The sequence below is a fragment of the Pseudomonas sp. 2,4-D genome, assembly GCF_030418155.1.
In the GTDB taxonomy this organism is placed as follows: Bacteria; Pseudomonadota; Gammaproteobacteria; order Pseudomonadales; family Pseudomonadaceae; genus Aquipseudomonas; species Aquipseudomonas alloputida.
In genome coordinates, this window is record NZ_JAUHUI010000034.1 from 21,418 (window position 1) to 45,893 (window position 24,476).

Sequence of the window (24,476 nt, forward strand, 5' to 3'; positions counted from 1 at the left end):
CATGCCAACCCTTTTTCGAACTCCAAGATTCGGCCCCACAACAGGGATCACCTATGTCGGCGGTACGCATCGGCCAATACACACTACGTAACAACCTGATCCTCGCGCCCATGGCCGGGGTCACGGACCAGCCTTTCCGTACACTTTGCCAGCGCCTGGGCGCCGGCATGGTGGTGTCGGAAATGGTAAGCAGCGACATGAGCCTGTGGAACAGCCGCAAGTCGAGCCTGCGCCGCATCCATGAAGGTGATCCCGAGCCACGCTCGGTGCAGATCGCCGGCGGTGATGCGCAGATGATGGCAGCGGCGGCAAAGGCCAATGTCGAAGCAGGTGCCCAGATCATCGACATCAACATGGGCTGTCCGGCAAAAAAAGTCTGCAACAAAGCCGCAGGCTCTGCTTTATTGAGAGATGAAGCCTTGGTCAGCGAGATCCTCCACGCCGTGGTCAGCGCCGTGGACGTACCGGTGACCCTGAAAATCCGCACCGGCTGGGACCGGGCGAACAAGAACGGCCTGAACGTGGCGAAGATCGCCGAACAGGCTGGCATCCAGGCGCTGGCGGTGCATGGCCGCACACGTGCCGACCTGTACACCGGCGAAGCCGAGTACGACACCATCGCTGCCATCAAGCAGGCGGTGTCAATCCCGGTTTTTGCCAACGGCGATATCACCTCGCCAGAAAAGGCCCGGGCGGTGCTGGAAACCACCGGGGTCGATGGCCTGTTGATTGGCCGGGCTGCCCAGGGGCGGCCATGGATCTTTCGCGAGATCGAGCATTACCTGCGCACTGGCGAACATCTGCCAGCGCCGCAACTGGACGAAGTGGAACGCATCCTGCTGGAGCATCTGGCCGCGCTGCATGCCTTCTATGGCGATGTGATGGGCGTACGTATCGCCCGCAAGCACGTTGGCTGGTACCTGGCAACACGACCCGGCGGCAAGGAGTTTCGCGCCCGGTTCAACGCTTTGGAAGACACACAAGCGCAGTGCGCCAACGTTCGCGCGTTTTTCAGCGAACGTCGACAGAGCCTTGAGACAGAGGACGGACAAGGGGTGGCCGCATGACGATGATGACCGAGACATTTGTGAGTGGAACAACGCCCGTGAGCGACAACGCCAACCTGAAACAGCACCTCAACACGCCGAGCGAAGAGGGCCAGACCCTTCGCGACAGCGTCGAGAAGGCGCTGCACAACTACTTCGCCCACCTGGAAGGCGCGACCGTGACGGACGTGTACAACCTGGTGCTCTCCGAAGTCGAGGCGCCCCTGCTCGAAAGCGTGATGAACTACGTGAAGGGCAACCAGACCAAGGCCAGCGAGATGCTCGGGCTGAACCGAGGCACCCTGCGCAAGAAGCTCAAGCAGTACGACTTGTTGTAAGCCAGAATCCCATCCAGAAAAGGCGACTCCCTGAACAGAGGCGCCTTTTTTGCTGACTCCACCGCGTTATTGGAACCCGAAATGACCGACCAGACTACCCGCCTGCCAGTCCGCCGCGCCCTGATCAGCGTCTCCGACAAGACCGGTATCCTCGAATTCGCCCGTGAGCTGCAGCAGCTCGGTGTCGAGATCCTGTCCACCGGCGGCACCTACAAGCTGCTCAAGGACAACGGCGTAAACGCGGTGGAAGTGGCCGACTACACCGGCTTCGCCGAAATGATGGATGGCCGGGTCAAAACCCTGCACCCGAAGATCCACGGCGGTATCCTCGGCCGTCGTGGCACCGACGACGCCATCATGAACGAGCACGGCATCAAGCCGATCGACCTGGTTGCGGTCAACCTGTACCCGTTCGAAGCCACCATTTCCAAGCCTGGCTGTGACCTGCCGACCGCCATCGAGAACATCGACATCGGCGGCCCGACCATGGTCCGTTCGGCAGCCAAGAACCACAAGGACGTGGCCATCGTGGTCAACGCCAGCGACTACGCCGGCATCGTCGAAGGCCTCAAGGCCGGTGGCCTGACCTATGCCCAGCGCTTCGACCTGATGCTCAAGGCGTTCGAGCACACTGCCGCCTACGACGGCATGATCGCCAACTACATGGGCACCATCGACCAGGCCAAGGACACCCTGAGCACTGAGGCGCGCAACGAATTCCCGCGCACCTTCAACAGCCAGTTCGTCAAGGCACAGGAAATGCGTTATGGCGAGAACCCGCACCAGAGCGCGGCGTTCTATGTAGAAGCCAAGAAAGGCGAAGCCAGCATTTCCACCGCTGTCCAGCTGCAAGGCAAGGAACTGTCATTCAACAACGTGGCCGACACTGACGCCGCGCTGGAATGCGTAAAGAGCTTCGTCAAGCCGGCCTGCGTCATCGTCAAGCACGCCAACCCGTGCGGCGTGGCGGTAGTACCGGAAGACGAAGGCGGCATCCGCAAAGCCTACGACCTGGCCTACGCGACCGACACCGAATCGGCGTTCGGCGGCATCATCGCATTCAACCGTGAACTGGACGGCGAAACCGCCAAGGCCATTGTCGACCGCCAGTTCGTCGAAGTGATCATCGCCCCGAAAATCTCCCAGGCCGCCCGCGAGGTGGTGGCTGCCAAACAGAACGTACGCCTGCTGGAGTGCGGCGAGTGGCCAGCCGAGCGCGCTGCCGGTTGGGACTTCAAGCGCGTCAACGGTGGCCTGCTGGTGCAAAGCCGCGATATCGGCATGATCACCGCCGATGACCTGAAGATCGTCACCAAGCGTGCCCCGACCGAGCAAGAGATCCACGACCTGGTATTCGCCTGGAAAGTGGCCAAGTTCGTCAAGTCCAACGCCATTGTCTACGCCAAGCAGCGCCAGACCATCGGCGTCGGCGCCGGCCAGATGAGCCGCGTCAACTCCGCCCGCATCGCTGCAATCAAGGCCGAGCACGCTGGCCTGCAGGTGCAGGGCGCGGTCATGGCGTCGGATGCATTCTTCCCGTTCCGTGACGGCATCGACAATGCAGCTAAAGTGGGTATCAGCGCCGTGATCCAGCCGGGTGGTTCGATGCGTGATGCTGAAGTCATCGCTGCTGCCGACGAGGCCGGCATCGCGATGGTCTTCACTGGCATGCGTCACTTCCGCCACTAATTACGCGGATCCCGAGGCGAGTCGAGATCCTGTGGGAGCGGGCTTGCCCGCGAATACGATGGTGGATTCACCGCCGCATTCGCGGGCAAGCCCGCTCCCACAGTGTTCGGCGCAAGCCACGGGATCACTTGAATCGAGGTTTTGACATGAAAGTTTTGATCATCGGCAGCGGCGGCCGTGAGCACGCCCTGGCCTGGAAAGTCGCCCAGGACCCACGCGTCGAGAAAGTCTTCGTTGCCCCGGGCAACGCCGGTACCGCCATTGAAGCCAAGTGCGAGAACGTCGCCATCGACGTGTGTGCCCTGGAGCAACTGGCCGACTTCGCCGAGAAAAACGTCGACCTGACCATCGTCGGCCCGGAAGCACCGCTGGTTATCGGCGTGGTCGACCTGTTCCGCAGCCGCGGCCTGGACTGCTTCGGCCCAACCAAGGGCGCGGCCCAGCTGGAAGGCTCCAAGGCCTTCACCAAGGATTTCCTGGCGCGTCACAAGATCCCGACCGCCGACTACCAGAATTTCACCGAGATCGAGCCAGCGCTGGCCTACCTGCAGGAAAAAGGCGCGCCAATCGTGATCAAGGCCGATGGCCTGGCGGCTGGCAAGGGCGTGATCGTCGCCATGACGCTGGAAGAAGCCGAAGCCGCCGTGCGTGACATGCTGGCTGGCAACGCCTTCGGTGAAGCAGGTTCGCGTGTCGTGATCGAAGAGTTTCTCGACGGCGAGGAAGCCAGCTTCATCGTCATGGTCGACGGCCACAATGTGCTGCCCATGGCCACCAGCCAGGACCACAAGCGCGTCGGCGACCAGGATACCGGCCCGAACACGGGCGGCATGGGCGCCTACTCCCCTGCCCCGGTCGTTACCGCCGACGTGCACCAGCGCGTGATGGACCAGGTGATCTGGCCAACCGTGCGCGGCATGGCCGAGGAAGGCAACGTCTACACCGGCTTCCTCTACGCCGGCCTGATGATCGACAAGGCGGGCAACCCCAAGGTCATCGAGTTCAACTGCCGCTTCGGCGACCCGGAAACCCAGCCGGTCATGCTGCGCCTGGAGTCGAGCCTGGTCCTGCTGGTGGAAGCTGCATTCGCCAAGGCACTGGACAAGGTCGAAGCACAGTGGGACCCGCGCCCGAGCCTGGGCGTGGTCCTGGCCGCGGGCGGTTACCCGGGCGACTACGCCAAGGGCGACGTGATCAACGGCCTGGACGCTGCCGCCAAGCTCGAAGGCAAGGTATTCCATGCCGGTACTGCGCTCAAGGATGGCAAGGTAACCACCAACGGCGGGCGCGTGCTGTGTGCCACCGCCATGGGCAGCACCGTTGCCGACGCGCAGCAGCAGGCTTATCGCCTGGCCAAGGAAGTCAGCTGGAACGGCAGCTTCTACCGTTCCGACATCGGCTATCGGGCCATCGCCCGCGAGCGCGGTGAGCACCAGCAGTAAGTACTACCGGTATGCCGTAGCGGTTTCAGCCTGCGGCATCCGGCTCGTCGACAGGGCCCGGAATGGGCCTTGCCTTCGACTTGGCGCGCCGCGCATAGTGAGTACCCGGCACATCGGCCAAGAAGGGATTTCGTAGTGCGTCGGCTTCGGATTGCCTCAGCTCTGATCGTCAGCTTGCTGACCCTGCTCTGCATGTTTCCGGCTGCGGCCGAACATGACGGTGGCTGGACCGTTCTGCTCGACGAACAGGCCAACCTGCAACTGAGCGATGTGCGCTCCGAGCGCTATCGCAACCAGTTCAGCCCACTGCCTCTCGCCGACCTTGATGCTGCCCCGGCTGGACAGGCCTTGTGGCTGCACTATCGTCTGGCACCAGGTGACCAGGAGCAACTGCTGCGGGTATTTGCCCCGGACCTTTCTGGCCTGGACCTCTACGCCCTCGAAGGCGAACAACTTCTGCGTCAGCTGCACCACGGGCACCAGGCCGGCAATGCCAGCCCGACCCTGCGAGGCAGCGACCATGTATTGCCCCTGCCCAACAGCAGGCAACCGCTGGACATCTACCTGCGCCTGGTCTCAGAGCACCAGCTGCGTCCGGCCATCAGCCTTGAGCCTGCGGCCGAGGCAGCCTCTGACCAACACCAGCCGCTGCTGTTCGGCATGCTGTTCGGCGGCCTGATCATGCTGATCATGCACAACCTGATCCGCTTCCTCTACACCCGCTCCAGCACCACCCTGATCCTGGCGCTGTACCACGGCCTGATGCTGCTCAGCGGCCTGATCCTGCTGAACCTCAGCGGCCCTTGGTGGCATGTGTGGCACAGTGCGCAAACGCCTGCCGCCTATCTGACGCTGGTCCTGGCCGGCCTGTCCGGGTTGTATTTCACCCAACATTTCTTTTCGCCGTGCAATTCGCCCCGGCTTAACCGCCTGCTGCAAGGTGAGATGCTGATTGTCGGGCTCAGTGGGCTGGTGCTGCTGTTCATCGATACCCTGCCACTGAACCTGATGACCTACACCCTGATGGCGCTGGGCAGCGTGAGCATGCTGCTGGTCAGCAGCTACCACTGGTACAAGGGTTATGCGCCCGGACGCCTGTTCAGCCTGGCCATGGTGGTGTTCAACCTCGGAGGCCTGGTACTGCTGCCAGCCCTGCTGGGCCTGACACGCACCTCGACACCCTGGCTGCTGTGTATCCTGCTGGGCCTGACCGTGGTCAGTGGCCTGCTGCTCAACCTGGCGGTCAGTGAACGGCTGCGGCGCATAAGCGAGGAGCGCTTCAGCGCCAGCCGTGCGCTGGCCGCCAGCGATGCAGAAATCAACGCCAAAGCCGAGTTCCTGGCCAAGATCAGCCACGAAATCCGCACCCCGATGAACGGCGTGCTCGGCATGACTGAACTGCTGCTGGGCACACCGCTGTCGGTGAAGCAACGAGATTATGTGCAGACCATCCACAGCGCGGGCAACGAGCTGCTGACGCTGATCAACGAAATTCTGGACATTTCCAAGCTGGAATCCCGGCAGATCGAGCTGGATGATGTGCAGTTCGACCTTAACGCGCTGATCGAAGATTGCCTGAACATCTTCCGCGCCAAGGCCGAGCAACAGAACATCGAGCTGATCAGCTTCACCCAGCCACAAGTACCGCGGGTCATCAGCGGAGACCCGACGCGCCTGCGCCAGGCCTTGTCGAGCCTGCTGGAAAACGCCCTGAAAAACACCGACCAGGGCGAGATCCTGCTGGTGGTTGCGCTTGATCAACGCGGCGAGGTGCCACGCCTGCGTATCGCCGTGCAGGACAGCGGCGAGCCGTTGCCCGCCGCCGACCGTGAAGCCTTGCTGCAGGCCGAGCTGCACAGCCACCACTTCCTTTCAAGCAACAAGCTGGGCGGCCACCTGGGGCTGGTCATCGCCAAACAGCTGATCGGTCTGATGCAGGGCGAGTTCGGCATCAAGAGCAGCACCGGCATGGGCAACACCTTGTGGCTGACCTTGCCGCTGGACCCTTCACGCCTGGAACAGCCACCGGCGGACCTCGACAGCCCGCTGCGCGATGCCCGCGTGCTGGTGGTCGACGACAACGATACGTGCCGCAAGGTGCTTGTACAGCAGTGCAGCGCCTGGGGCATGAACGTCAGCGCGGTGCCGTCCGGCAAGGAGGCTCTGGCCCTTTTGCGCACCAAGGCACACCTGCGCGACTACTTCGACGCGGTGCTGCTGGACCAGAACATGCCCGGCATGACCGGCATGCAGCTGGCCGCCAAGATCAAGGAAGACCCGAGCCTGAACCACGACATCCTGGTGGTGATGCTCACCGGCATCAGCAATGCACCGAGCAAAGTCATCGCGCGCAACGCCGGGGTCAAGCGAATACTGGCCAAGCCGGTGGCTGGTTATACATTGAAGACCACCCTGGCCGAGGAGCTGGCCCAGCGCGGCCGCGAACAGGCGATGCCTGCCAGCCTGCCTGGCATCCCGCAGGCGCTGGACCTGCCTGGCGACTTCCGCGTGCTGGTCGCCGAAGACAACAGCATCTCGACCAAGGTGATCCGCAGCATGCTCGGCAAGCTCAACCTCAAGCCCGATACCGCCTGCAATGGCGAAGAGGCCTTGCAGGCAATGAAAACGCAGCATTATGACCTGGTGTTGATGGACTGCGAGATGCCGATACTGGACGGTTTCTCGGCCACCCAGCAGTTGCGGGCCTGGGAAGCTGAAAACCAGCGCCAGCGCACGCCGGTGGTGGCACTGACAGCGCACATACTCGCCGAACACAAGGAGCGCGCGCGGCTGGCAGGCATGGACGGACACATGGCCAAGCCGGTGGAGTTGTCGCAGTTGCGTGAGCTGATTCAATACTGGGCCAATCACCGGGAAGCCAAGGTGGACCCGGCACATACGTCCTGACCGATATCCAATGCTCTTGCAGGAGCGGCCTCGCGACACAAGGCCGCGCCGGCATAAACCCAAGGAACACTGCTCATGCTCCATGAGTTGTTCAGCGTCTACCTGAAAATGCTCGTGCTCTACAGCCCGTTCTTCGTGCTGTCGTGTTTCATCAGCCTGACCCGCGGCCACTCCAGCAAGGAGCGCAAGCAACTGGCCTGGAAGGTCGCGTTCGCAGCCTTGGTCGCCAGCGTGATGCTCTACCTGTTCGGGCGCGCGATCTTCGGAATATTCGGCATCACCGCCGATGCCTTCCGCATCGGTGCCGGCAGCGTGCTGTTCATTTCGGCCCTGGGCATGGCCCAGGGCAAGCCGGCGGTACAAGCCGACAACGTGCAGCAGGATGTGACCATCGTCCCGCTGACCATTCCGCTGACCGTTGGCCCCGGTACCATCGGTGCCCTGTTGGTGATGGGGGTGAGCCAGCCACACTGGGATGAAAAACTGCTGGCCATCGTCAGCATTGCCCTGGCCAGCTTCACCGTAGGGCTGGTGCTGTATCTATCGCACGGTATCGAGCGCCTGCTCGGTGACCAGGGTTTGCAAATCGTCAGCCGCCTGATGGGCCTATTCGTCTGCGCCCTGGCAGCACAGATCATCTTTACCGGGATTCGCGGTTACCTGCTGCCCTAGAGGGCAGAGCCTAAGCTGTCCAGATCGGTAGGCCGCAGGCCTACAACTGCAGCTCAAGGATAGCCTTGCCATTTTGCTTGTCGACACTGGCCTGGGCCCGCTTGCGGTAGTCTTCGCGGAACCCCTGCAAGTTGAAGTGGATCACTTCGACACGCATGTCCAGGATTTTTACTTCACTGTTCAACTGCATGAACAGGAAGTCCCTGGAGGTCTTTTTCATCGACATTTCCATGTGGACCAACACCATGTCGATGAAGCCGCTCGACTGCTGTGAGCATGGCAGCAACTGAAAGCGCCCGACCGCTTTGGAGACTGCCCTGGATTCAAACGCGGTCAGTGCCTGGCTGTCATTGCGCAGCGCCTGAAGCGACGACTGGGCAGATTGATAATGACCGGCGGAGCCTTTCTGGCGAACCTGGGCAAGCGCCTGCTCGGCAAGGCTGGCCCTGTCGGGCCCCGGTCGAGTCGCAGTGGGCGCGAGCTTGCCATCAAAGCCCAGAAACGCAAGGTTACGCCAGTAGTTCCTGAACCAGTCCGGCTCCAGGCCTTCGTTAAAGTCCCCCCAGGCTACTTGCTGGGCAAACGCATTGGCCAACAGGATGTCGTCACGGGCTTCGCGGCTAACACCTGGCAAGAATGACAGCAGGCTGCTGTGGACGAGTTTGCCACTGGCGACACCTTGATTGAACTCACTCATTTTCGACTCCTGATGTTGTGGCAAGTTTGACCTGGCTGCGGTACTGCAATTGCTTGACCTTGATAGCATCATGCAAGCCCGGACTTATCGAACTGATCACTTTTTCATGGGTGAAATAATTGGCATCGAACTGCTGAGTGGCATGGGCACTTGAAAGATTCAGCGGCTGCCACAGCCAATCCATCGCCAGATGCTCTGCTGTGCTAAAGCCCAACTCGGTACTGATGACGCCTGAATCGGCCAGTATCAGGCGCAACTCCATACGCACATGGCTCACGCCTTCATCGTCCGGGGGCCGAACACATTCCGCCCATAACAACTGTTCCATGGCACCGTCTGGTTGGGCGGAGTAGGCGTCGAGGCATCTGGCTACGGGCCCCTGCAGGGCGCTGGGCACACCTGCCAAGAGCTTGGCCCGCAGCATGCTCCACGGTTCACAGGCCACTGCGGTTGCAGCAGGCACGGCGCCGGAATGCAAGGTCGCGACAGTGCAGCCGAAGTTACCCTGAATTCGCAGATAGTCCTTGTGCCAATCAGCGTCCTGAATGGCGTGCCCCTTGTTAGCGGTCAGGTAGGCTGCCAGCTGAACATCCAACAGTGCTTCTGCTCGTGAAGCACTGACGTTGTTGTCGATCAATACCAGGCTATTGCCGTTCAACCACAAAGTGTAATTGGCTTGCATCAGTATGCCCTCCAAGCCCGTCGACGCCGTGTCGACAGGCCAACTTCATGGTCAGAGTTCCAGTGCCAGCAGGACCTGCAGGGCATTGTCGTCAAGTTTGGTTTCTACAATGGCGCGAACTTTGTCGTATTGGCGCTTATCGAAATTCAACACCGCACCACAAGCAAAGTTGGAAGTACCGTTGCTTTCCCACTTGAACAGCAGATAGTTGGCAGCCTTGTCAGGCTTGGCGTCGGTTTGGATCGCACTGACCAGCATCGCCACTTGGCCGCCGTCCGTCTGCTCGCACTTGGTAAGGCTCAGCCCGGTTCGGTCATCTTCAACCGACCTGCGGTCGAGCAACTCGACGTTTTTGGTGCTGGCGGCCAAGGCTGAAACAACCGTTTTGCCGAGATTGTCCAGGGCGGTTGCCACATCACCAGTGAAAACGCCATATGCCGCCTGCAGGCCCTTGCCCAGCAAGTTGCTGATCTCAAGGCGCATATTGCGTTCAGTGACCTGCTGTACATCGACATTGGTCGGCGCCCAGCCCATCTTGGACATCAGGTAGATGTAGTGTTTGAACCAGAGTTGCGTTTCACGGATAGGGTCATGCTGCTTGTTGGCACCTTGCGTTGCCAGGGCATGACAAGCCTTTGCAGCATCGCGGTTTTGCTCACCCATCAGGTCGGGGAACACGAACAGATTCTTGTCCGGCAGAACCTGAAGCTGCAGCTTCTCTTTATCGGTCGTCATGGGAAAGGTCTCCAGGAAGGGTACGGTCGGAGCCAAATAGCTCCAGCCGCAAACCTACCTACGACCTTTACCTCAATCTGCCACGAAGCAGTTCCTCATCTGCCCGCGCTACCGCCGCTTACGGCTTTGCGCCATACCAGCGCGGGGTATACACCCAAACCCCGCCAGCTGCGCGGTCGAAAGTGCAGGTAGTGGAAGATCCAACCAGCACCATGGTGCGCATGTCGACCATTTCTGGCAGCAGTTCGGCCAAGGTGACTACCTTCAGCGTCTGCCCCGGCCTACCGATGTCACGGCCTAGGACTACAGGCGTATTCCCGTCACGGTGTCGACGCACAACCTCCAGGGCCACACCGAGCTGGTGTGGCCTGGCCTTGGAGATCGGGTTGTAAAAGGCCAGCACCAGGTCGGCCTGGGCAGCCAGGTCCAGGCGTTTTTCAATGATCGACCAGGGCTTGAGGTTGTCCGACAGCGACATCACGCAGAAGTCATGCCCCAGCGGTGCACCTGCCTGGGCGGCGGTTGCCAGCGAGGCTGAAACCCCCGGCAAGATCTGCAGGTCAACGCGATGCCAGGTGGGGTCGCTGGATTCGTGCAATGCTTCGAGCACCGCAGCAGCCATGGCGAAAACGCCCGGGTCACCCGAAGAGACCACCACCACCGAACGGCCTTGGGCCGCCAGTTCGAAGGCATGTCTGGCACGCTGCATCTCTTCGCGGTTGTCGGTGCAGTGCAGCACCTGGTCGCTGCGGAACGGGCCAGCCATGCGCACGTAAGTTTCGTAACCGAGCACATCTTCGGCCTGCGCCAGTTCGGCCTTGACCGCCGGCACCATCAGCTCCGCCGCACCTGGGCCAAGGCCGATGACCGCCAGGCGACCGCGACGGCGGCCGACCTGCGCTACGTCGACCGGGGCAGGCGCCACCGCGACCACGACCTCTTCAAGCGCTATCAACTCGGCATCGGGCACCGCCGCAGCGACCATGCTGGCCACATCGCCAGAGCGGGTAGCGAAGCGCAAGGGGACACCCAGGGCCTGCGCAGCTTCTTGCAACGCGCTGTCGGCCATGGTTCGCTCGTCGGCCAGCACGCAGGCTACCGAGGGCTCGGCAATGCCGGCCTGCTGCAGTGCTGCGCGAATACTGTGCAGATTGCCACCTGCAACGCCCACGACCACCAGGCGCGGGTGGATCAGCAGCTCGTCGCGGTTGGCCGGGCGCGCCTGATGCCCCACATGGATGGTGCGCTGCGCCGCTTCGCTGGCGGGCAACTGCGCCAGCTGCAACCACGGGGCGTTACCTTCGATGCGCACAGACTCACCCGCCAACAGGTCGGATACAAAGCGCTTGCCTTGCTCGATGTCGGCCAATGCATAGCCCTGCGGCGGGTTCAGCAGGCAAGTCCCGAAGCGCAACTCGCCACTGGTAGTGATGGCGGCGGAAACGCCCAGCGCGTCAGCGATTTCGCGTGCCATCACGTTCACCCCGCCGAGGCCTCCGAGCAACGGCACTACCGCACTACCATCCTCGGCCACGGCCAGTACCGGCGGCTCGCTGCCCTTCTCGCTGAGCAGGCTGGCCAGGCTGCGGATGACGATACCCGCGGCGCACAACGCAATGATCGGCGTGTCTTGCTGGTACAACCCGCGCAGGGTATCGCCGAACGACGCGTACGACTGGTCCGCACCCTCGACACGCCCCTCGAGGCCATGGATCGTGGCCTGTGGATAACAGGCCTGGATACGCTGCGCCGTCGCCAGGCTGCCCGGGCCGAGAATGACGATGGCCGGTGCCCTGTGCATGTTCAGCCCTGCCATTTTTCCCCCGGCACGATGATCAGCGAGAAGTAGGGTGACGACTGCGGGTCGACCTGGTCCAGCGGCACGATCTTCTGGTTGGCCATGGTCGCCCGTTCCACATACAGCGCACGCCCATCCAGGCCCAGGTCGGCCAGCACTTCGCGCACCTTGGGGAAGTTGCGCCCAAGTTTCATGATCACCGCTGCATCGGCGTCGGCCAGACGGCGCTTGAGCTCTTCAGCGGGCAACACGCCGGACAACACCGACAGGCTCTGGTTACGGTACACCAGCGGTGCCCCCAGCACCGAAGCGCCACCGAGCATGGAGCAGACACCGGGGATCACTTCTGCCTCGTAGCGCTGCGCCAGGCGGTCATGCAAGTACATGTAGGAGCCATAGAAGAACGGGTCGCCTTCGCAAATCACCGCCACGTCGCGGCCGGCATCCAGGTGCTCGGCCACCTGTACGCTGGCCTCGTCGTAGAAGTCGCTGATCACTTGCTCATAGGACAGCGGCGCCGGCAGCACTTCGGTGGTGACCGGGTAGACCAGCGGCAGCAAGGTCTGCTCGGGCTGCAGGTGCGCCTCGATAATGCCGAAGGCATTGCCACGCTTGCCCTTGGCCACGAAGTAGCCGACCACCGGTGCCTCACGCAACAGGCGCAGGGCCTTGAGGGTAATCAGTTCAGGATCGCCAGGGCCCACGCCCAGGCCAAGCAGTCGTCCGCGCGGGGCCATCATTCCACCTCCGTGGCCAGGGCGTTGACCGCCGCGGCGGCCATCGCGCTACCGCCCAGGCGGCCTTGCATGATCACGAACGGCACGCCACGGCTGTCGGCGGCGAGCATGGCCTTGGACTCGGCAGCCCCGACGAAACCGACCGGGAAACCGAGGATCAGCGCCGGCTTGGGCGCACCGGCGTCGAGCATTTCCAGCAGATAGAACAGCGCGGTAGGGGCATTGCCGATTACCACCACGCTGCCTTCCAGGTGCGGGCGCCACAGCTCCAGGGCTACGGCCGAACGTGTGTTGCCGGCATCTTTGGCCAGGCCCGGCACGCTTGGGTCGCGCAGGGTGCAGATGACTTTGTTGTCGGCTGGCAGGCGGGCCCGGGTGATGCCTTCGGCCACCATGTGCGCATCGCACAGGATCGGCGCGCCGTTAAGCAGCGCCTCGCGCCCGGCCCGGCCGGCACCTTCGGAGAACTGCAGGCCATTGATGGCATCGACCATGCCACAGGCGTGGATCACGCGCACAGCGAGCTTTTCGAGGTCTGCGGGGATCCGCTCGAGTCGAGCTTCCTCGCGGATGATCCGGAAGGAATTGCGATAGATCTCCTGACCATCGCGGATGTAGTCAATCATCAAGGTGCTCCGTCGGCAGGTCGAGCATGGCGCCTGCTTCATTCAAGGTAAGGTCGGTGGCGCGCAGGGCACCGAAACCCGGCTGGCGCGCATCACGCAGGTACAGGTCGTAACGGCCCGGCGAACGGGCCAGCAAGGTGGCCGGGGCAACATGGGCCACGGCGCAGGAACGGGGGCAGCCGGACAGGTGCACGCTGGCAGGCACGCCAGGGCCCAACAACGCGGCCAGGACAACGGCGTCAGCCTTGGTCTCGGCAAGGGCCTTGGCGCAGCCGCTGGCACCGGTGCAGGCGCTGATACGCGCCAGGGGTTCATGGTCGTGGCACAGCAACCCCAACGCAGACAGTTCGGCCAGGGCCTGATCGATGTGCTGCGCTTGCAGGTTGGTCAGCACCAGGCTTTGCCAAGGGCTAAGGCGCATGCTGGCATCGCCCAGTTCACGGGCAATACGTGCGGCGCCACGCAGCATCGCGGGGGTCAGGCGGCCTTGCGGCGGGGCAGCGCCAAGGGCAATACCCTGCGCCTGGGGCAATCTGCCCAACCACGAGGCGCGGTGCGGTTCACGCCGCCAGGTGAGCACGGCAGCATCGCGGCGGATATCCAGGCCGAGCCCAGCGACAAAATCGGCTGTCGGGTACACCTCAAGCAGCTGGCGCATGCGCGTGTGCGTGGGGGATGCCAGATCGAGGAAGTGCTCCAGGACGGCGCGCACCAGCATCAGGCCCTGCGCCAGCGGCACCGCACCGAGCGCCTGGCCCTCTGCCGGGCAACCTGCCAGGCCAAACGCCAGCCAGGTCTGCTGGTCCAGGTGCAGGGGCGACAGCCACAGGTCATGAGGGTGCTCGAGCATCGCCAGGCGCTCGCCTGCATCCAGCTGCACAGCGAACTTGGCCGACAGCTGGTGAAAGCGCGGGGTGCCTTCCAACAGGTCGAGGATCTGCCCGGCCAGCGGCCTGGCGTCCAGCAGCATGAGCGGGTCATGCCCGGCCAGCGGGCTGAGCATCACGTTACGCACATCGTCACCCGCGGCATCGCGTGGTCCCAGGCCAGCTGCGAGCAGTGCCTCGACCAAAGCGCGATGCTCGCTGCCAATGCCGCGAATCTGCAGGTTGCCACGGTTGGTGGCCTCGATCACGCCGCCAGCAAAGCGCTCGGCCGCCGCCGCCACGGCTTCGGCCTGCTCGGCCAGCAGCAGGCCACCCGGCAGCTTGATACGGCAGATGCCGCCATCACGGGCACTGACGATACGCCACAACCCCGGGCAGGCCGAGGGACGAGGGATGACAGTGGGGGCTTCGGCCTGGGTCAATGGGGTGTCCGGCAATCTGTGAAAGTGCGCTTGAGTGTAGAAGGCGCGGTATTATGCCTGCTTTGTCCGGTGGCATGAAAAGCCGGTGGTCGAGCATCCTCGGCGATTAAGTAGAAATTCAGGACCGCGTCGCCTTCTTCGCGGGCTCGCCCGCTTCCACAGGATCACTGCAGGCTGCACAGGCTGCCCGGTATCTGTAGGAGCGGGCTTGCCCGCGAAGGGGCGCGAAGCGGCCCCAAAAATGGCGGATCGAAATACATGACACCCTGGCTGACAGTAGTAGGCATCGGCGAAGACGGCTTCAGCGGCCTGGGCAAACAGGCCCGGCGCGCCCTGCTGGGCGCTGGGCGGGTCTTCGGCAGCCCGCGCCAGCTGGCCTTGCTGCCACGTTGCGTGACCGCTGAACAGCTGGCCTGGCCCAGCCCGTTCTCGTTGGCCCCGGTGTTGAACCTGCGCGGCGAGCCGGTGTGCGTACTGGCCAGCGGTGACCCTATGTTCTACGGCGTCGGCGCCAGCCTGGCGCGCCAGGTGCCTGCTGCAGAAATGCGCGTGCTGTCGATGCCCTCTTCCAGCGCCCTGGCCGCTGCCCGCCTGGGCTGGCCGCTGCAGGACCTGCAGGTGGTGTCGCTGGTGGCCCGCCCCCTGGCGGCGCTCAATGCCCACTTGTACAGCGGCATGCGCCTGCTGGTGCTGAGCAACGATGGCGACAGCCCGGCGGCAATTGCCGCGCAGCTGCGCGAGCACGGCTTCGGCCCAAGCCGCCTGCAGGTGTTCGAGCACTTGGGGGGCGTGGACGAACGTGCACTGGCCGGCACCGCCCAAGACTGGCCGCACACCGGTATCGCGGCGCTCAACCTGGTCGCCATCGAATGCCTGGCTACACCGGATGCCCCCCGCCAGCACCGGCTGGCCGGGTTGCCGGACGCCGCATTCCGGCACGATGGCCAGTTGACCAAGCGTGATGTCCGCGCCATCACTCTGGCGCGCCTGGCACCGCAGCCTGGCGAACTGTTGTGGGATGTGGGCGCGGGTTGCGGCTCGATCGGCATCGAATGGATGCGCGCCCATCCGTCATGCCGTGCCCTGGCCATCGAGGCCGACGAAGGTCGCCAGGGTTTGATCGAGCATAACCGCGATGCACTGGGTGTACCCGGCCTGCAACTGGTTCGCGGCCAAGCGCCAGCGGCGCTGCAAGGCCTGGAACAACCGGATGCGATCTTCATCGGAGGCGGCGTTACCCGCACAGGTGTACTGGACCTGTGCTGGGCAAGCCTGCGCCCCGGCGGCCGCCTGGTGGCCAACGCCGTCACCCTGCAAAGCGAACTGACCCTGGCGCACTTTCGCGAACAGCACGGTGGTGAGCTGACCCGTATCCATGTCGCTCATGCCCAGCCCTTGGGTGCGTTCGACACCTGGCGCCAGGCGCTGCCGATCACCCTTCTGGAAGTGCTGAAACCCGCCGATGCGTGAAGAAACCCGCGAACAGCCCGCGCCTCTGCGCAGCGGCCTTACCACCGGCAGCTGCGCCACCGCCACCAGCCTGGCAGCGGCCAAGCTGCTGCTCACCGGGCAGCGTGATGATGCAGTGGACATCACCCTGCCCAAAGGCAAGGTTGTGCAGATGCGCCTGGAATTCTGCCGCCTGATCGGCGAGTGCGCCGAGGCCGGCACCCTTAAGGATGCGGGTGACGACCCGGACGTGACCCACGGGGCCCTGCTCTATAGCCAGGTGCGCCTGCTGGCAGAACCTGGCATTGGTTTTGTCGCCGGCAGCGGCGTGGGCACGGTGACCCGGCCGGGGCTGGTGCTGGCGGTGGGTGAACCGGCCATCAACCCGGTGCCTCGGCGCATGATCAGTGAACACCTGCAACACCTTGCCGACGCGTGCGGCTACCTTGGCGGCTTCGAGGTCACGGTCAATGTGCAAGGTGGTGAGCAACTGGCCCTGAAAACCATGAACCCGCGTCTGGGCATTCTCGGTGGGCTGTCGATCCTCGGCACCAGCGGCATCGTGCGGCCGTTCTCCTGCGCGGCCTACATTGCCTCGATCCACCAAGGCATCGACGTGGCCCACACCAATGGCTACACGCACATAGCCGCGTGCACCGGCAATGCCAGCGAAGACACCATGCGCCGCGTCTACGGTCTGCCGGAAATCGCCCTGATCGAAATGGGCGATTTCGTCGGCGCGGTGCTCAAGCACCTGCGCAAGGTACCGGTGCCGCGCCTGACCCTGTGCGGCGGCTTCGGCAAGATCAGCAAACTGGCCGCCGGGCACATGGACCTGCACAGCCGTCACTCCAGCATCGACTTGCCGCAACTGGCAGGTTGGGCCGCAGACATTGGCGCTGACGAGGCGTTGCAGGCTGCCATCAGCAGCGCCAACACCAGCCAGCAAGCGCTCGCCCTGGCTCATGCGGCCGGCATTGCCCTGGGTGACGCGGTGTGTGCCCACGCCCTGGCCTTCGCCCGTAGCGTCGTGCCGGCGCAGGTGCACGTGGAAGTGTTCGCCATCGACCGCCAAGGCGGCATCGTCGGCCAGGCGGGTGTGCAATGACTGCGCGCATCCTGTTGCTGGGGGGTGTCACTGAAGCCCTGGCTATCGCCCGCCGGCTCGGGCCTCGACATGTCTACAGCCTGGCCGGTATCGGCCGCGTGCCGCAGGGCTTGGAATGCCAGGTGCGGGTCGGGGGCTATGGCGGTGTCGAGGGCCTGACCCGCTACCTGCGCGAAGCGGGCATCACCCTGCTGATCGACGCCACCCATCCCTATGCCGCGCAAATCAGCCGCAATGCCGCCAGCGCCGCACGCAACGCCGGCATCCCGTGCTGGGCCTTGCGCCGCCCCGCCTGGCAGGCGCAAGCGGGGGACGACTGGCGAGAAGTCGAGGATTGGGCAGGGTTGATCGAAACACTGAAGCCGTTCCGCAGGCCACTGTTCACGCTAGGACGCGAGCCGCTGCAGCACCTGGACGAGATTCCGCCAGAGCAGTTCTGGACCTTGCGTGCGCTGGAGGCGTGCCCTGGCAACAAGCGCTGTGAAGTGATTGGCGCACGTGGGCCGTTCCATATCGAGGATGAGCGGGCGTTGTTCCAGCGCCGCCACATCGATGTGTTGATCAGCAAGAACAGCGGCAGTGTGGCGACCGAGCCGAAGCTGGAAGTGGCGCGGGAGCTTGGCGTGCCGGTGCTCGTCCTGAAACGTCCGACACTACCGGAGGTGGACCGGACATTCGACTCACTGGTGGACCTGGCAACAGCGCTCGCCCTCTAGGCGCTGCCCTTTCCCGACACAAAGGCACTCCTACAAAGACTTCAGACTTTTCTTCCAACCAACCCAGTGGCCCGTTGCCGCTCTGCTGCCTTAAACTCGACGCCCCTCCCCCGGAAGGTTTCACCCATATGGAAATGCAATGGTGGATCTGGCTGGTCTTCGGCATCGCGCTGATCCTGCTTGAACTGGTCCTGCCAACGTTCTTCATACTCTGGTTCGGCATCGGCGCCGTGCTGGTCTCGCTGATCTCGCTCGCCGCACCCAGCCTGCAACTGGACATGCAGGTCCTGCTGTGGGTACTGCTATCGTCGGCCACCACCGTACTGTGGTTCAAAGTGTTCCGGCGCAAGCAACCGGATGTGCGCTGGACTGCCGACAGCGTGATCGGCGAAGTGGGCCTGCTGACCGCTCCCGTGTCGGAGTTCCAGAAAGGCCGCGTACGCTTTCAGAAGCCGATCCTCGGCAACGAAGAATGGACCTGCGTCGCCGATAGCCAGATCGCCGTCGGCGAGCGGGTACGCCTGACCGCCATTGAGGGGAACACCGCCCGCGTTATCCGGGCCTGAATCCGCATTAAAAGGAATTTTGCAACATGACCAGCCTCATCGTCGTCGGCGCCATCGCCCTGTTCGTCCTGATCACCGTGTTCAAGGGGGTGCGCATCGTGCCCCAGGGCGAGGAGTGGATCGTCGAGCGCCTGGGCCGCTACCACAGCACACTCAAGCCGGGCTTGAACATTGTCATCCCCTACATGGACGTGGTCGCCTACCGCCTGCCGACCAAGGACATCATCCTCGATGTGCAGCAGCAGGAAATCATCACCAAAGACAACGCGGTAATCGTCGCCAACGCCCTGTGTTTCGCCAAGGTAGTCGACCCGCAGAAAGCCTCGTATGGCGTGCAGGACTTCTCGTTCGCCGTCACCAGCCTGACCATGACCTCGCTGCGCGCCATCGTCGGTGCAATGGACCTCGACGAGGCGCTGTCCAGCCGCGAGCAGATCAAGGCTCGTCTGCGCGATGCAATGTCCGAGCAGACCGAAGACTGGGGCGTGACCGTACGCTCGGTGGAGATTCAAGACATCAAACCTTCGGAAAACATGCAGCTGGCCATGGAACGCCAGGCCGCGGCCGAACGTGAGCGCAAGGCCGACGTTACCCGCGCCGAAGGGGCCAAGCAGGCGGCGATCCTCGAAGCAGAAGCGCGCCTGCAGGCGGCCAGGCTGGATGCCGAGGCACAGATCAGCCTGGCCGAGGCCTCGGCGCGCTCGATTTCGCTGGTGAAGGAAGCGGTGGGCAACGAGACCGTACCGGCGATGTACCTATTGGGCGAACGCTATGTGGGCGCGATGGAGAACCTGGCGGGGAGCAGCAATGCCAAGGTGGTGGTGTTGCCCGCGGATCTGCAGGAGACCGTGCGTGGGCTTATGGGGCGCGGCAAGGCTTGAAAATGCTGGGGGCGCTTTGCGCCCCATTACCAGACCACCTGCGTCACTTCACCGCACCCCGGCATTTTTACCTATACTCCGCCGTACAATAGCCACCACGATTCCTGACCGGATCTCTCCATGCCCCCACGTCGGCACATTGCCTGGATAGCCTGCCTTGCAGTGCTGTTCAACCTGCTGGCCATGCCGCTGTCTTCTGCTGCGCCCAAGGGCCCGGCCGAGCAGTTGCTGTGGGGGGCTTTCTGTTCCAGCATGGCCAACAAGGCCAACGTCGACGTTCAGGCCCTGGCCAAGATCGACCTAGGCCCGCAAAGTGACGACAGCGCCGGCATGATGAACTGCTGGTGCTGCTCCGGTGCCGCGCCGCTGCTGGCCCTGCCCGGCTACCCACCACAGTTGCACAACCCGCCGACACTGCTCAGCGGGCTGCTGCCGCCACCTGCCAAGTACACACCCACGCCCCGCCAGCTCTGGCCTGGGCTAAACCCTCGTGCCTCTCCGCTAGCCTGAGTTCATCATGCTGTCTGCCTGAACCAGAACGGAAACGGAGATTCACCATGCTCAAGCACGCCCTCGTCATGGCCGCCCTGCTGCTGCCGGGCGCCTTTGCCAATGCCCACGAATACAGCGTGGGTGACCTGCACATTGCCCACCCGTGGTCGCTGCAGTTGCCACCCAACGCGCCTAACGTCGCCGCGTATTTCGTGGTGCACAACAATGGCCAGGCTGATGACCGCCTGCTCAGCGTCGACAGCCCCATCAGCGATGATGCGCAACTGCATGAGCATGCCATGAGCGCCACTGGCGCCATGAAGATGCAACAGGTGCCCAGCGTGGTAGTGCCTGCCGGCAAGGACCTGACCTTTGCCCCCGGTGCCTACCATGTGATGCTGATGCAGCCCAAGGACCGTAGCCTGCTCAGCGAAGGCAAACGCTTCCCGTTGACCCTGCACTTCGAAAAGGCCGGCGACATCACCGTCGAAGTGGCCGTGCAGAAGCAGGCGCCTGCGGACCAGCCGCAAGCCCACGAACACGCGCACTGATACCTGCTGACAGGCACGCGCCATGAGCCTGCCGCGCCACAGCATCGGCCGTACCACCCGCCCTGACCTCAGGCGCGCCGGTGGCGGATGGCTGAGCCTGTTCGCCATGTGGATGATCTTCATCGGCCCGCTGATTTCCCAGTCGATGCCGATGGACCACCACGCGGGCATGAACATGCCGATGGACATGCCGATGGCGGCTGCCCATCAGCATGGCGGCGACGCCCATCACGGCCACGGCGGCGATGGCCAGTTGCATGTGATGTGGGAAAAGTGCGGTTACTGCAGCCTGTTGTTCAACTGCCCGGCCCTGCCCCAGGCCCTCAGCCCGCTCAGCGCCGGCAGCATCGTCCCCACCACCCACCTGCTTGCGCCAACGCACCAGGGCCATGCCCGGCAGGCTGTATTCCCTGGTGCGCGCAGCCGCGCCCCGCCTTCTTCGATCAACGTCTGAAACCACATTTTGCGCACGAAGCCAGGAGGCTTCGCGCTAACTCATGACTGATCGACTGGAATCATTATGTCCGGCTGCACCCCTGTTTTTGCCTTGTCCCTGCGTGGGACCATCGCCGCCCTGTGCGGCTCGCTGCTCGCGCCCATGGCCCTGGCCGCCGACCCTGGCCATGAAGACCATATGCACGACGCACCCGAGCTGAGCCCGACGGTGATCACCGCCGTGGCCCCGAGTTCGCCGCTGACCGTGGTCACCAACCCGAAAGACCCGCGCCAGCCAGTGCCGGCCAGCGACGGCGCCGACTACCTGAAGACCATCCCCGGCTTCTCGGCGATCCGTGCCGGCGGCACCAACGGCGACCCGGTATTGCGCGGCATGTTCGGCTCGCGCCTGAACATCCTCACCAACGGTGGCCTGATGCTTGGAGCCTGCCCCAATCGCATGGACGCGCCCACGTCCTATATTTCGCCAGAAACCTACGACCGCCTGACCGTGATCAAAGGCCCGCAGAGCGTCATCTGGGGGCCCGGCGGCTCGGCAGGCACCATCCTTTTCGAGCGCGAACCGGAGAAATTCGGCACCCTCGGCAGCCGCGTCAACGCAAGCCTGCTGGCTGGCTCCAACGGCCGCTTCGACAAGGTGCTGGATGCCGCGGCTGGCAACAGTCAGGCCTATGCCCGCTTCGTCGGCAACCAGTCACGTTCGGACGACTACCACGACGGCAACGACGACACCGTGCCGTCGCGCTGGGAGAAGTGGAACGGCGATGTCGCCCTCGGCTGGACACCCGACCAGGACACCTTGCTGGAACTGACTGCCGGCAAGGGTGATGGCGAAGCCCGCTACGCCGGGCGCGGCATGGACGGCTCGCAGTTCAAGCGCGAAAGCCTGGGCCTGCGCTTTGAAAAGTCCAACCTCGGCGAGGTGCTGGACAAGGTCGAGGCGCAGGTCTACTACAACTACGCCGACCATGTGATGGATAACTACAGCCTGCGCACGCCGTCGGGTAGCGGCATGATGGGCATGCCGATGGTCAGCAACGTCGACCGCCGCACCATGGGCGCACGCATCAAAGCCACCTGGCGCTGGGCCGACGTGCAGCTGATCAGCGGCATAGACGCGCAAACCAACGAACATCGCCAGCGTGGCGGTATGGGTGTGGACGCACACAAGGGCCAGGCCTGGACCAAGGACGCTGACTTCCACAACTACGGCGCCTTCAGCGAACTGACCTGGTACGTCAGCGGCGAGGACCGCTTGATAACCGGCGCCCGCCTGGACCGCGCCTCGGCGCGTGACTTCCGCAAAACCAGCGCCACCAGAGGCGACACCCGTGCCGACACCCTGCCGAGCGGCTTCATCCGCTACGAGCACGACCTGGCAGCCATTGCGGCCACCACCTACATCGGCCTCGGCCACGCCCAGCGCTTCCCCGACTACTGGGAGCTGTTCTCACCCAAGCTGGCACCCGCCGGGGCAGCCAACGCCTTCGACGGCATCAAGCCAGAGAAAACCACCCAGCTCGACTTCGGCATCCAGTACCGCACCGAGCGCCTGGAGGCCTGGGCTTCGGGCTATGTCGGGCAGATTCGCGACTACATCCTGTTCGACTACCGCACCGGCATGATGGGCATGAGCACCTCGCAGGCGCAGAACATCGACGCCCGCATCATGGGTGGCGAACTGGGCGCCGCCTACCAGCTGACTGACAACTGGAAGGCCGACGCCACGCTTGCCTACGCTTGGGGCAAGAACAGCAGTGACGGCAAGGCGCTACCTCAAATGCCTCCCCTGGAAAGCCGCCTGGGCCTGACCTACAGCCGCGATGCGTGGAGCGTCGGCGCACTGTGGCGGCTGGTGGCGGCACAGAACCGCATTGCCGAAAACCAAGGGAACGTCGTCGGCAAGGACTACGACAAGAGCGCCGGCTTCGGCGTGTTCTCCCTGAACGGCGCCTACAAGGTGAACAACAACCTCAAGCTAAGCGCAGGGGTCGACAACCTGTTCGACAAAACCTACGCCGAGCACTTGAACCTGGCCGGGAACGCCGGGTTCGGCTACCCGGCTACAGATCCACAGCCGGTCAACGAGCCAGGCAGGACCTTCTGGACCAAGGTCGACTTCAGCTTCTGACAATAACGGGCGCAGCTTCGGTTGCGCCTTTCAGCTGGTCAAAAAGGAGGTTCCCATGAGAGGAACACGCGTCTCTTTCTACAACCTGGCCTGGCGTTGGCATTTCTATGCGGGGCTGTTCGTGGCCCCGTTCATGATCCTGTTGGCAATCACCGGGATCATCTACTTGTTCAAGCCCCAGCTCGACCCGCTGCTGTACCGCGACCTGATGGTGGTCGAGGCCGGCCAGCACCGGCAGGGCGCAGACACGATGCTGGCTGAAGTGCGCCAAGCCTACCCAAAGGGCCACATCGCCCAGTACTTGCCGCCACTGAACGCCGAGCGCAGTGCGCAGTTCGTGGTGCATGACGGCGGGCGCGAACTGAACGTGTTCGTCGACCCATACAGTGGCAAGGTCCTCGGCGAACAGGACGGCAAGCAGAACCTGCAGGCCATCGCCCGCGCCCTGCATGGCGAGCTGATGGTCGGCACGGTCGGTGACCGGCTGGTGGAACTGGCTGCGGGCTGGGGCATCGTGCTGGTGGTATCGGGCCTGTACCTGTGGTGGCCGCGCGGGCGCAGTGGCGCTGGCGTGCTTTGGCCGCGGCTGACGGCACGCGGCCGGCTGCTCTGGCGTGACCTGCACGCGGTAACCGGTTTCTGGGGTTCGGCCTTGCTGTTGTTGATGCTGATCAGCGGCATGACCTGGACCGGCTTGTGGGGCAAGCAGTACGCTGATTTGTGGAACCGCTTCCCGGCAGCCATGTGGAACGACGTGCCCAAGTCGGACCAGCAGGCGCGTGAGCTGAACAGCGCACACCGCCAGACCGTGCCCTGGGCCATGGAAAACACGCAGATGCCACAGTCCGGTGCACACGCCGAGCACGCCGGGCACCACATGATGTCGGATATGCCCGCAGCGCCCCAGGTGAGCGTGCAGCAAGTCGAAGACATTGCCACTTCGCGTCAGGTCGAGCCGGGCTACAGCATTACCCTGCCCACCACTGCCGACGGGGTGTTCACCATTGCCGTGTTCGCCGACGACCCGCGCAACGACGCCACCCTGCATGTCGACCAATACACCGGCAAGGTTCTGGCCGATGTGCGCTGGCACGACTACAGCCCGGTCGCCCGCGCCACCGAACTGGGCGTGATGCTGCACGAAGGCAAGATGTTCGGGGCGCTGAACCAGATCATCATTCTGCTGGTGTGCCTGATGATTCTGCTGGGTTCGGTGAGCGGGCTGGTGATGTGGTGGAAGCGCCGGCCTGAAGGCGGCCTGGGCGTACCGCCTTTGCGTCATGACCTGCCACGCTGGAAGGCGGCGGTGGCAGTGATGCTGGTACTGGGGGTGATGTTCCCGCTGGTGGGGGTGTCGATGGTGGTGATGTGGGGGGTGGATAGTTTGGTGGTGAGGCGCCGCCGGGTCTTGGCCAGCGCTTGAGCCTTGTATTGCCTGTGCTGGCCTC

23 protein-coding genes are annotated in these 24,476 nt (G+C 63.7%); 16 read left to right on the top strand and 7 right to left on the bottom strand.

The window, feature by feature from the left end; all coding sequences use genetic code 11:
* The first annotated feature begins 53 nt into the window (after window positions 1–53).
* The 6 genes from dusB (at window position 54) to QYE47_RS20600 (ending at window position 8,094) form a co-directional block, all read left to right on the top strand.
* Window positions 54–1,067 (top strand): tRNA dihydrouridine synthase DusB, encoded by a 1,014-nt coding sequence (dusB, locus tag QYE47_RS20575; RefSeq protein WP_003249695.1) that lies wholly within the window; start codon window positions 54–56, stop codon window positions 1,065–1,067.
* Window positions 1,064–1,384: a DNA-binding transcriptional regulator Fis gene (gene fis / locus QYE47_RS20580; protein ID WP_012274390.1), complete on the top strand. Its 321-nt coding sequence runs from the start codon at window positions 1,064–1,066 to the stop codon at window positions 1,382–1,384. The genes dusB and fis overlap by 4 nt, the downstream gene beginning before the upstream one ends.
* An 81-nt stretch (window positions 1,385–1,465) precedes the next feature.
* Entirely contained in the window at window positions 1,466–3,073 is a 1,608-nt protein-coding gene (gene purH / locus QYE47_RS20585; protein WP_070384395.1) for a bifunctional phosphoribosylaminoimidazolecarboxamide formyltransferase/IMP cyclohydrolase, read from the top strand.
* 146 nt (window positions 3,074–3,219) lie between these two features.
* Window positions 3,220–4,515, top strand: coding sequence for a phosphoribosylamine--glycine ligase (purD, locus tag QYE47_RS20590; RefSeq protein WP_070384396.1), 1,296 nt, complete (start codon window positions 3,220–3,222; stop codon window positions 4,513–4,515).
* A 135-nt stretch (window positions 4,516–4,650) separates the two neighbouring features.
* Complete coding sequence (locus tag QYE47_RS20595) at window positions 4,651–7,422, top strand: hybrid sensor histidine kinase/response regulator (protein WP_070384397.1); 2,772 nt, start codon at window positions 4,651–4,653, stop codon at window positions 7,420–7,422.
* A 75-nt stretch (window positions 7,423–7,497) separates the two neighbouring features.
* Window positions 7,498–8,094, top strand: a complete 597-nt coding sequence (locus QYE47_RS20600) for a MarC family protein (protein WP_014592545.1) — start codon at window positions 7,498–7,500, stop codon at window positions 8,092–8,094.
* A gap of 40 nt (window positions 8,095–8,134) precedes the next feature.
* Here QYE47_RS20600 and QYE47_RS20605 read toward each other — a convergent pair whose 3' ends face one another.
* The 7 genes from QYE47_RS20605 to cobG form a co-directional block, all read right to left on the bottom strand.
* Window positions 8,135–8,791, bottom strand: coding sequence for a hypothetical protein (locus tag QYE47_RS20605; RefSeq protein ID WP_014592546.1), 657 nt, complete (start codon window positions 8,789–8,791; stop codon window positions 8,135–8,137).
* Window positions 8,784–9,473 carry a hypothetical protein gene (locus QYE47_RS20610; protein WP_070384398.1) on the bottom strand — a complete coding sequence of 230 codons (690 nt, stop codon included), beginning with the start codon at window positions 9,471–9,473 and terminating at the stop codon, window positions 8,784–8,786. Before QYE47_RS20610 ends, QYE47_RS20605 begins: the two co-directional genes overlap by 8 nt.
* A gap of 51 nt (window positions 9,474–9,524) precedes the next feature.
* Window positions 9,525–10,244 carry a hypothetical protein gene (locus tag QYE47_RS20615; RefSeq protein WP_172830941.1) on the bottom strand — a complete coding sequence of 240 codons (720 nt, stop codon included), beginning with the start codon at window positions 10,242–10,244 and terminating at the stop codon, window positions 9,525–9,527.
* A gap of 82 nt (window positions 10,245–10,326) precedes the next feature.
* Complete coding sequence (gene cobJ / locus QYE47_RS20620) at window positions 10,327–12,024, bottom strand: precorrin-3B C(17)-methyltransferase (protein WP_014592549.1); 1,698 nt, start codon at window positions 12,022–12,024, stop codon at window positions 10,327–10,329.
* Window positions 12,012–12,743: a precorrin-2 C(20)-methyltransferase gene (locus tag QYE47_RS20625; protein WP_026031823.1), complete on the bottom strand. Its 732-nt coding sequence runs from the start codon at window positions 12,741–12,743 to the stop codon at window positions 12,012–12,014. The genes cobJ and QYE47_RS20625 overlap by 13 nt, the downstream gene beginning before the upstream one ends.
* Window positions 12,743–13,369, bottom strand: a complete 627-nt coding sequence (locus tag QYE47_RS20630; protein ID WP_014592551.1) for a precorrin-8X methylmutase — start codon at window positions 13,367–13,369, stop codon at window positions 12,743–12,745. Before QYE47_RS20630 ends, QYE47_RS20625 begins: the two co-directional genes overlap by 1 nt.
* On the bottom strand, window positions 13,362–14,693 hold the full coding sequence (cobG, locus tag QYE47_RS20635; RefSeq protein ID WP_172830942.1) for a precorrin-3B synthase: 1,332 nt from the start codon (window positions 14,691–14,693) through the stop codon (window positions 13,362–13,364). Before cobG ends, QYE47_RS20630 begins: the two co-directional genes overlap by 8 nt.
* A 243-nt stretch (window positions 14,694–14,936) precedes the next feature.
* Here cobG and QYE47_RS20640 point away from each other — a divergent pair, with 243 nt between their 5' ends.
* The 10 genes from QYE47_RS20640 (at window position 14,937) to QYE47_RS20685 (ending at window position 24,451) form a co-directional block, all read left to right on the top strand.
* Complete coding sequence (locus QYE47_RS20640; protein WP_014592553.1) at window positions 14,937–16,148, top strand: bifunctional cobalt-precorrin-7 (C(5))-methyltransferase/cobalt-precorrin-6B (C(15))-methyltransferase; 1,212 nt, start codon at window positions 14,937–14,939, stop codon at window positions 16,146–16,148.
* Window positions 16,141–17,235 (top strand): cobalt-precorrin-5B (C(1))-methyltransferase, encoded by a 1,095-nt coding sequence (locus QYE47_RS20645; RefSeq protein WP_019437005.1) that lies wholly within the window; start codon window positions 16,141–16,143, stop codon window positions 17,233–17,235. The genes QYE47_RS20640 and QYE47_RS20645 overlap by 8 nt, the downstream gene beginning before the upstream one ends.
* On the top strand, window positions 17,232–17,951 hold the full coding sequence (locus tag QYE47_RS20650; protein WP_070384400.1) for a cobalt-precorrin-6A reductase: 720 nt from the start codon (window positions 17,232–17,234) through the stop codon (window positions 17,949–17,951). Before QYE47_RS20645 ends, QYE47_RS20650 begins: the two co-directional genes overlap by 4 nt.
* A 128-nt stretch (window positions 17,952–18,079) precedes the next feature.
* On the top strand, window positions 18,080–18,517 hold the full coding sequence (locus QYE47_RS20655) for an NfeD family protein (RefSeq protein ID WP_014592555.1): 438 nt from the start codon (window positions 18,080–18,082) through the stop codon (window positions 18,515–18,517).
* A 26-nt stretch (window positions 18,518–18,543) separates the two neighbouring features.
* On the top strand, window positions 18,544–19,398 hold the full coding sequence (locus QYE47_RS20660) for an SPFH domain-containing protein (RefSeq protein WP_014592556.1): 855 nt from the start codon (window positions 18,544–18,546) through the stop codon (window positions 19,396–19,398).
* A 120-nt stretch (window positions 19,399–19,518) separates the two neighbouring features.
* Entirely contained in the window at window positions 19,519–19,908 is a 390-nt protein-coding gene (locus QYE47_RS20665) for a DUF2946 domain-containing protein (protein WP_014592557.1), read from the top strand.
* Window positions 19,909–19,955: 47 nt separating this feature from the next.
* Window positions 19,956–20,441: a copper chaperone PCu(A)C gene (locus tag QYE47_RS20670; protein WP_014592558.1), complete on the top strand. Its 486-nt coding sequence runs from the start codon at window positions 19,956–19,958 to the stop codon at window positions 20,439–20,441.
* 22 nt (window positions 20,442–20,463) lie between these two features.
* Complete coding sequence (locus QYE47_RS20675) at window positions 20,464–20,895, top strand: DUF2946 domain-containing protein (RefSeq protein WP_014754592.1); 432 nt, start codon at window positions 20,464–20,466, stop codon at window positions 20,893–20,895.
* 66 nt (window positions 20,896–20,961) lie between these two features.
* Window positions 20,962–23,028, top strand: a complete 2,067-nt coding sequence (locus QYE47_RS20680; protein WP_070384401.1) for a TonB-dependent copper receptor — start codon at window positions 20,962–20,964, stop codon at window positions 23,026–23,028.
* Between the two features lie 55 nt (window positions 23,029–23,083).
* Window positions 23,084–24,451: a PepSY domain-containing protein gene (locus tag QYE47_RS20685; RefSeq protein WP_070384402.1), complete on the top strand. Its 1,368-nt coding sequence runs from the start codon at window positions 23,084–23,086 to the stop codon at window positions 24,449–24,451.
* Window positions 24,452–24,476 lie beyond the last annotated feature (25 nt).

Coding starts and splice junctions, on each gene's coding strand:
- dusB (WP_003249695.1), top strand. CDS start 54: ATGTCGGCGGTACGCATCGGCCAATACACACTACGTAACAACCTGATC.
- fis (WP_012274390.1), top strand. CDS start 1,064: ATGACGATGATGACCGAGACATTTGTGAGTGGAACAACGCCCGTGAGC.
- purH (WP_070384395.1), top strand. CDS start 1,466: ATGACCGACCAGACTACCCGCCTGCCAGTCCGCCGCGCCCTGATCAGC.
- purD (WP_070384396.1), top strand. CDS start 3,220: ATGAAAGTTTTGATCATCGGCAGCGGCGGCCGTGAGCACGCCCTGGCC.
- QYE47_RS20600 (WP_014592545.1), top strand. CDS start 7,498: ATGCTCCATGAGTTGTTCAGCGTCTACCTGAAAATGCTCGTGCTCTAC.
- QYE47_RS20605 (WP_014592546.1), bottom strand. CDS start 8,791: ATGAGTGAGTTCAATCAAGGTGTCGCCAGTGGCAAACTCGTCCACAGC.
- QYE47_RS20610 (WP_070384398.1), bottom strand. CDS start 9,473: ATGCAAGCCAATTACACTTTGTGGTTGAACGGCAATAGCCTGGTATTG.
- cobJ (WP_014592549.1), bottom strand. CDS start 12,024: ATGGCAGGGCTGAACATGCACAGGGCACCGGCCATCGTCATTCTCGGC.
- QYE47_RS20625 (WP_026031823.1), bottom strand. CDS start 12,743: ATGGCCCCGCGCGGACGACTGCTTGGCCTGGGCGTGGGCCCTGGCGAT.
- QYE47_RS20630 (WP_014592551.1), bottom strand. CDS start 13,369: ATGATTGACTACATCCGCGATGGTCAGGAGATCTATCGCAATTCCTTC.
- QYE47_RS20640 (WP_014592553.1), top strand. CDS start 14,937: ATGACACCCTGGCTGACAGTAGTAGGCATCGGCGAAGACGGCTTCAGC.
- QYE47_RS20645 (WP_019437005.1), top strand. CDS start 16,141: ATGCGTGAAGAAACCCGCGAACAGCCCGCGCCTCTGCGCAGCGGCCTT.
- QYE47_RS20650 (WP_070384400.1), top strand. CDS start 17,232: ATGACTGCGCGCATCCTGTTGCTGGGGGGTGTCACTGAAGCCCTGGCT.
- QYE47_RS20655 (WP_014592555.1), top strand. CDS start 18,080: ATGGAAATGCAATGGTGGATCTGGCTGGTCTTCGGCATCGCGCTGATC.
- QYE47_RS20660 (WP_014592556.1), top strand. CDS start 18,544: ATGACCAGCCTCATCGTCGTCGGCGCCATCGCCCTGTTCGTCCTGATC.
- QYE47_RS20665 (WP_014592557.1), top strand. CDS start 19,519: ATGCCCCCACGTCGGCACATTGCCTGGATAGCCTGCCTTGCAGTGCTG.
- QYE47_RS20670 (WP_014592558.1), top strand. CDS start 19,956: ATGCTCAAGCACGCCCTCGTCATGGCCGCCCTGCTGCTGCCGGGCGCC.
- QYE47_RS20675 (WP_014754592.1), top strand. CDS start 20,464: ATGAGCCTGCCGCGCCACAGCATCGGCCGTACCACCCGCCCTGACCTC.
- QYE47_RS20680 (WP_070384401.1), top strand. CDS start 20,962: ATGTCCGGCTGCACCCCTGTTTTTGCCTTGTCCCTGCGTGGGACCATC.
- QYE47_RS20685 (WP_070384402.1), top strand. CDS start 23,084: ATGAGAGGAACACGCGTCTCTTTCTACAACCTGGCCTGGCGTTGGCAT.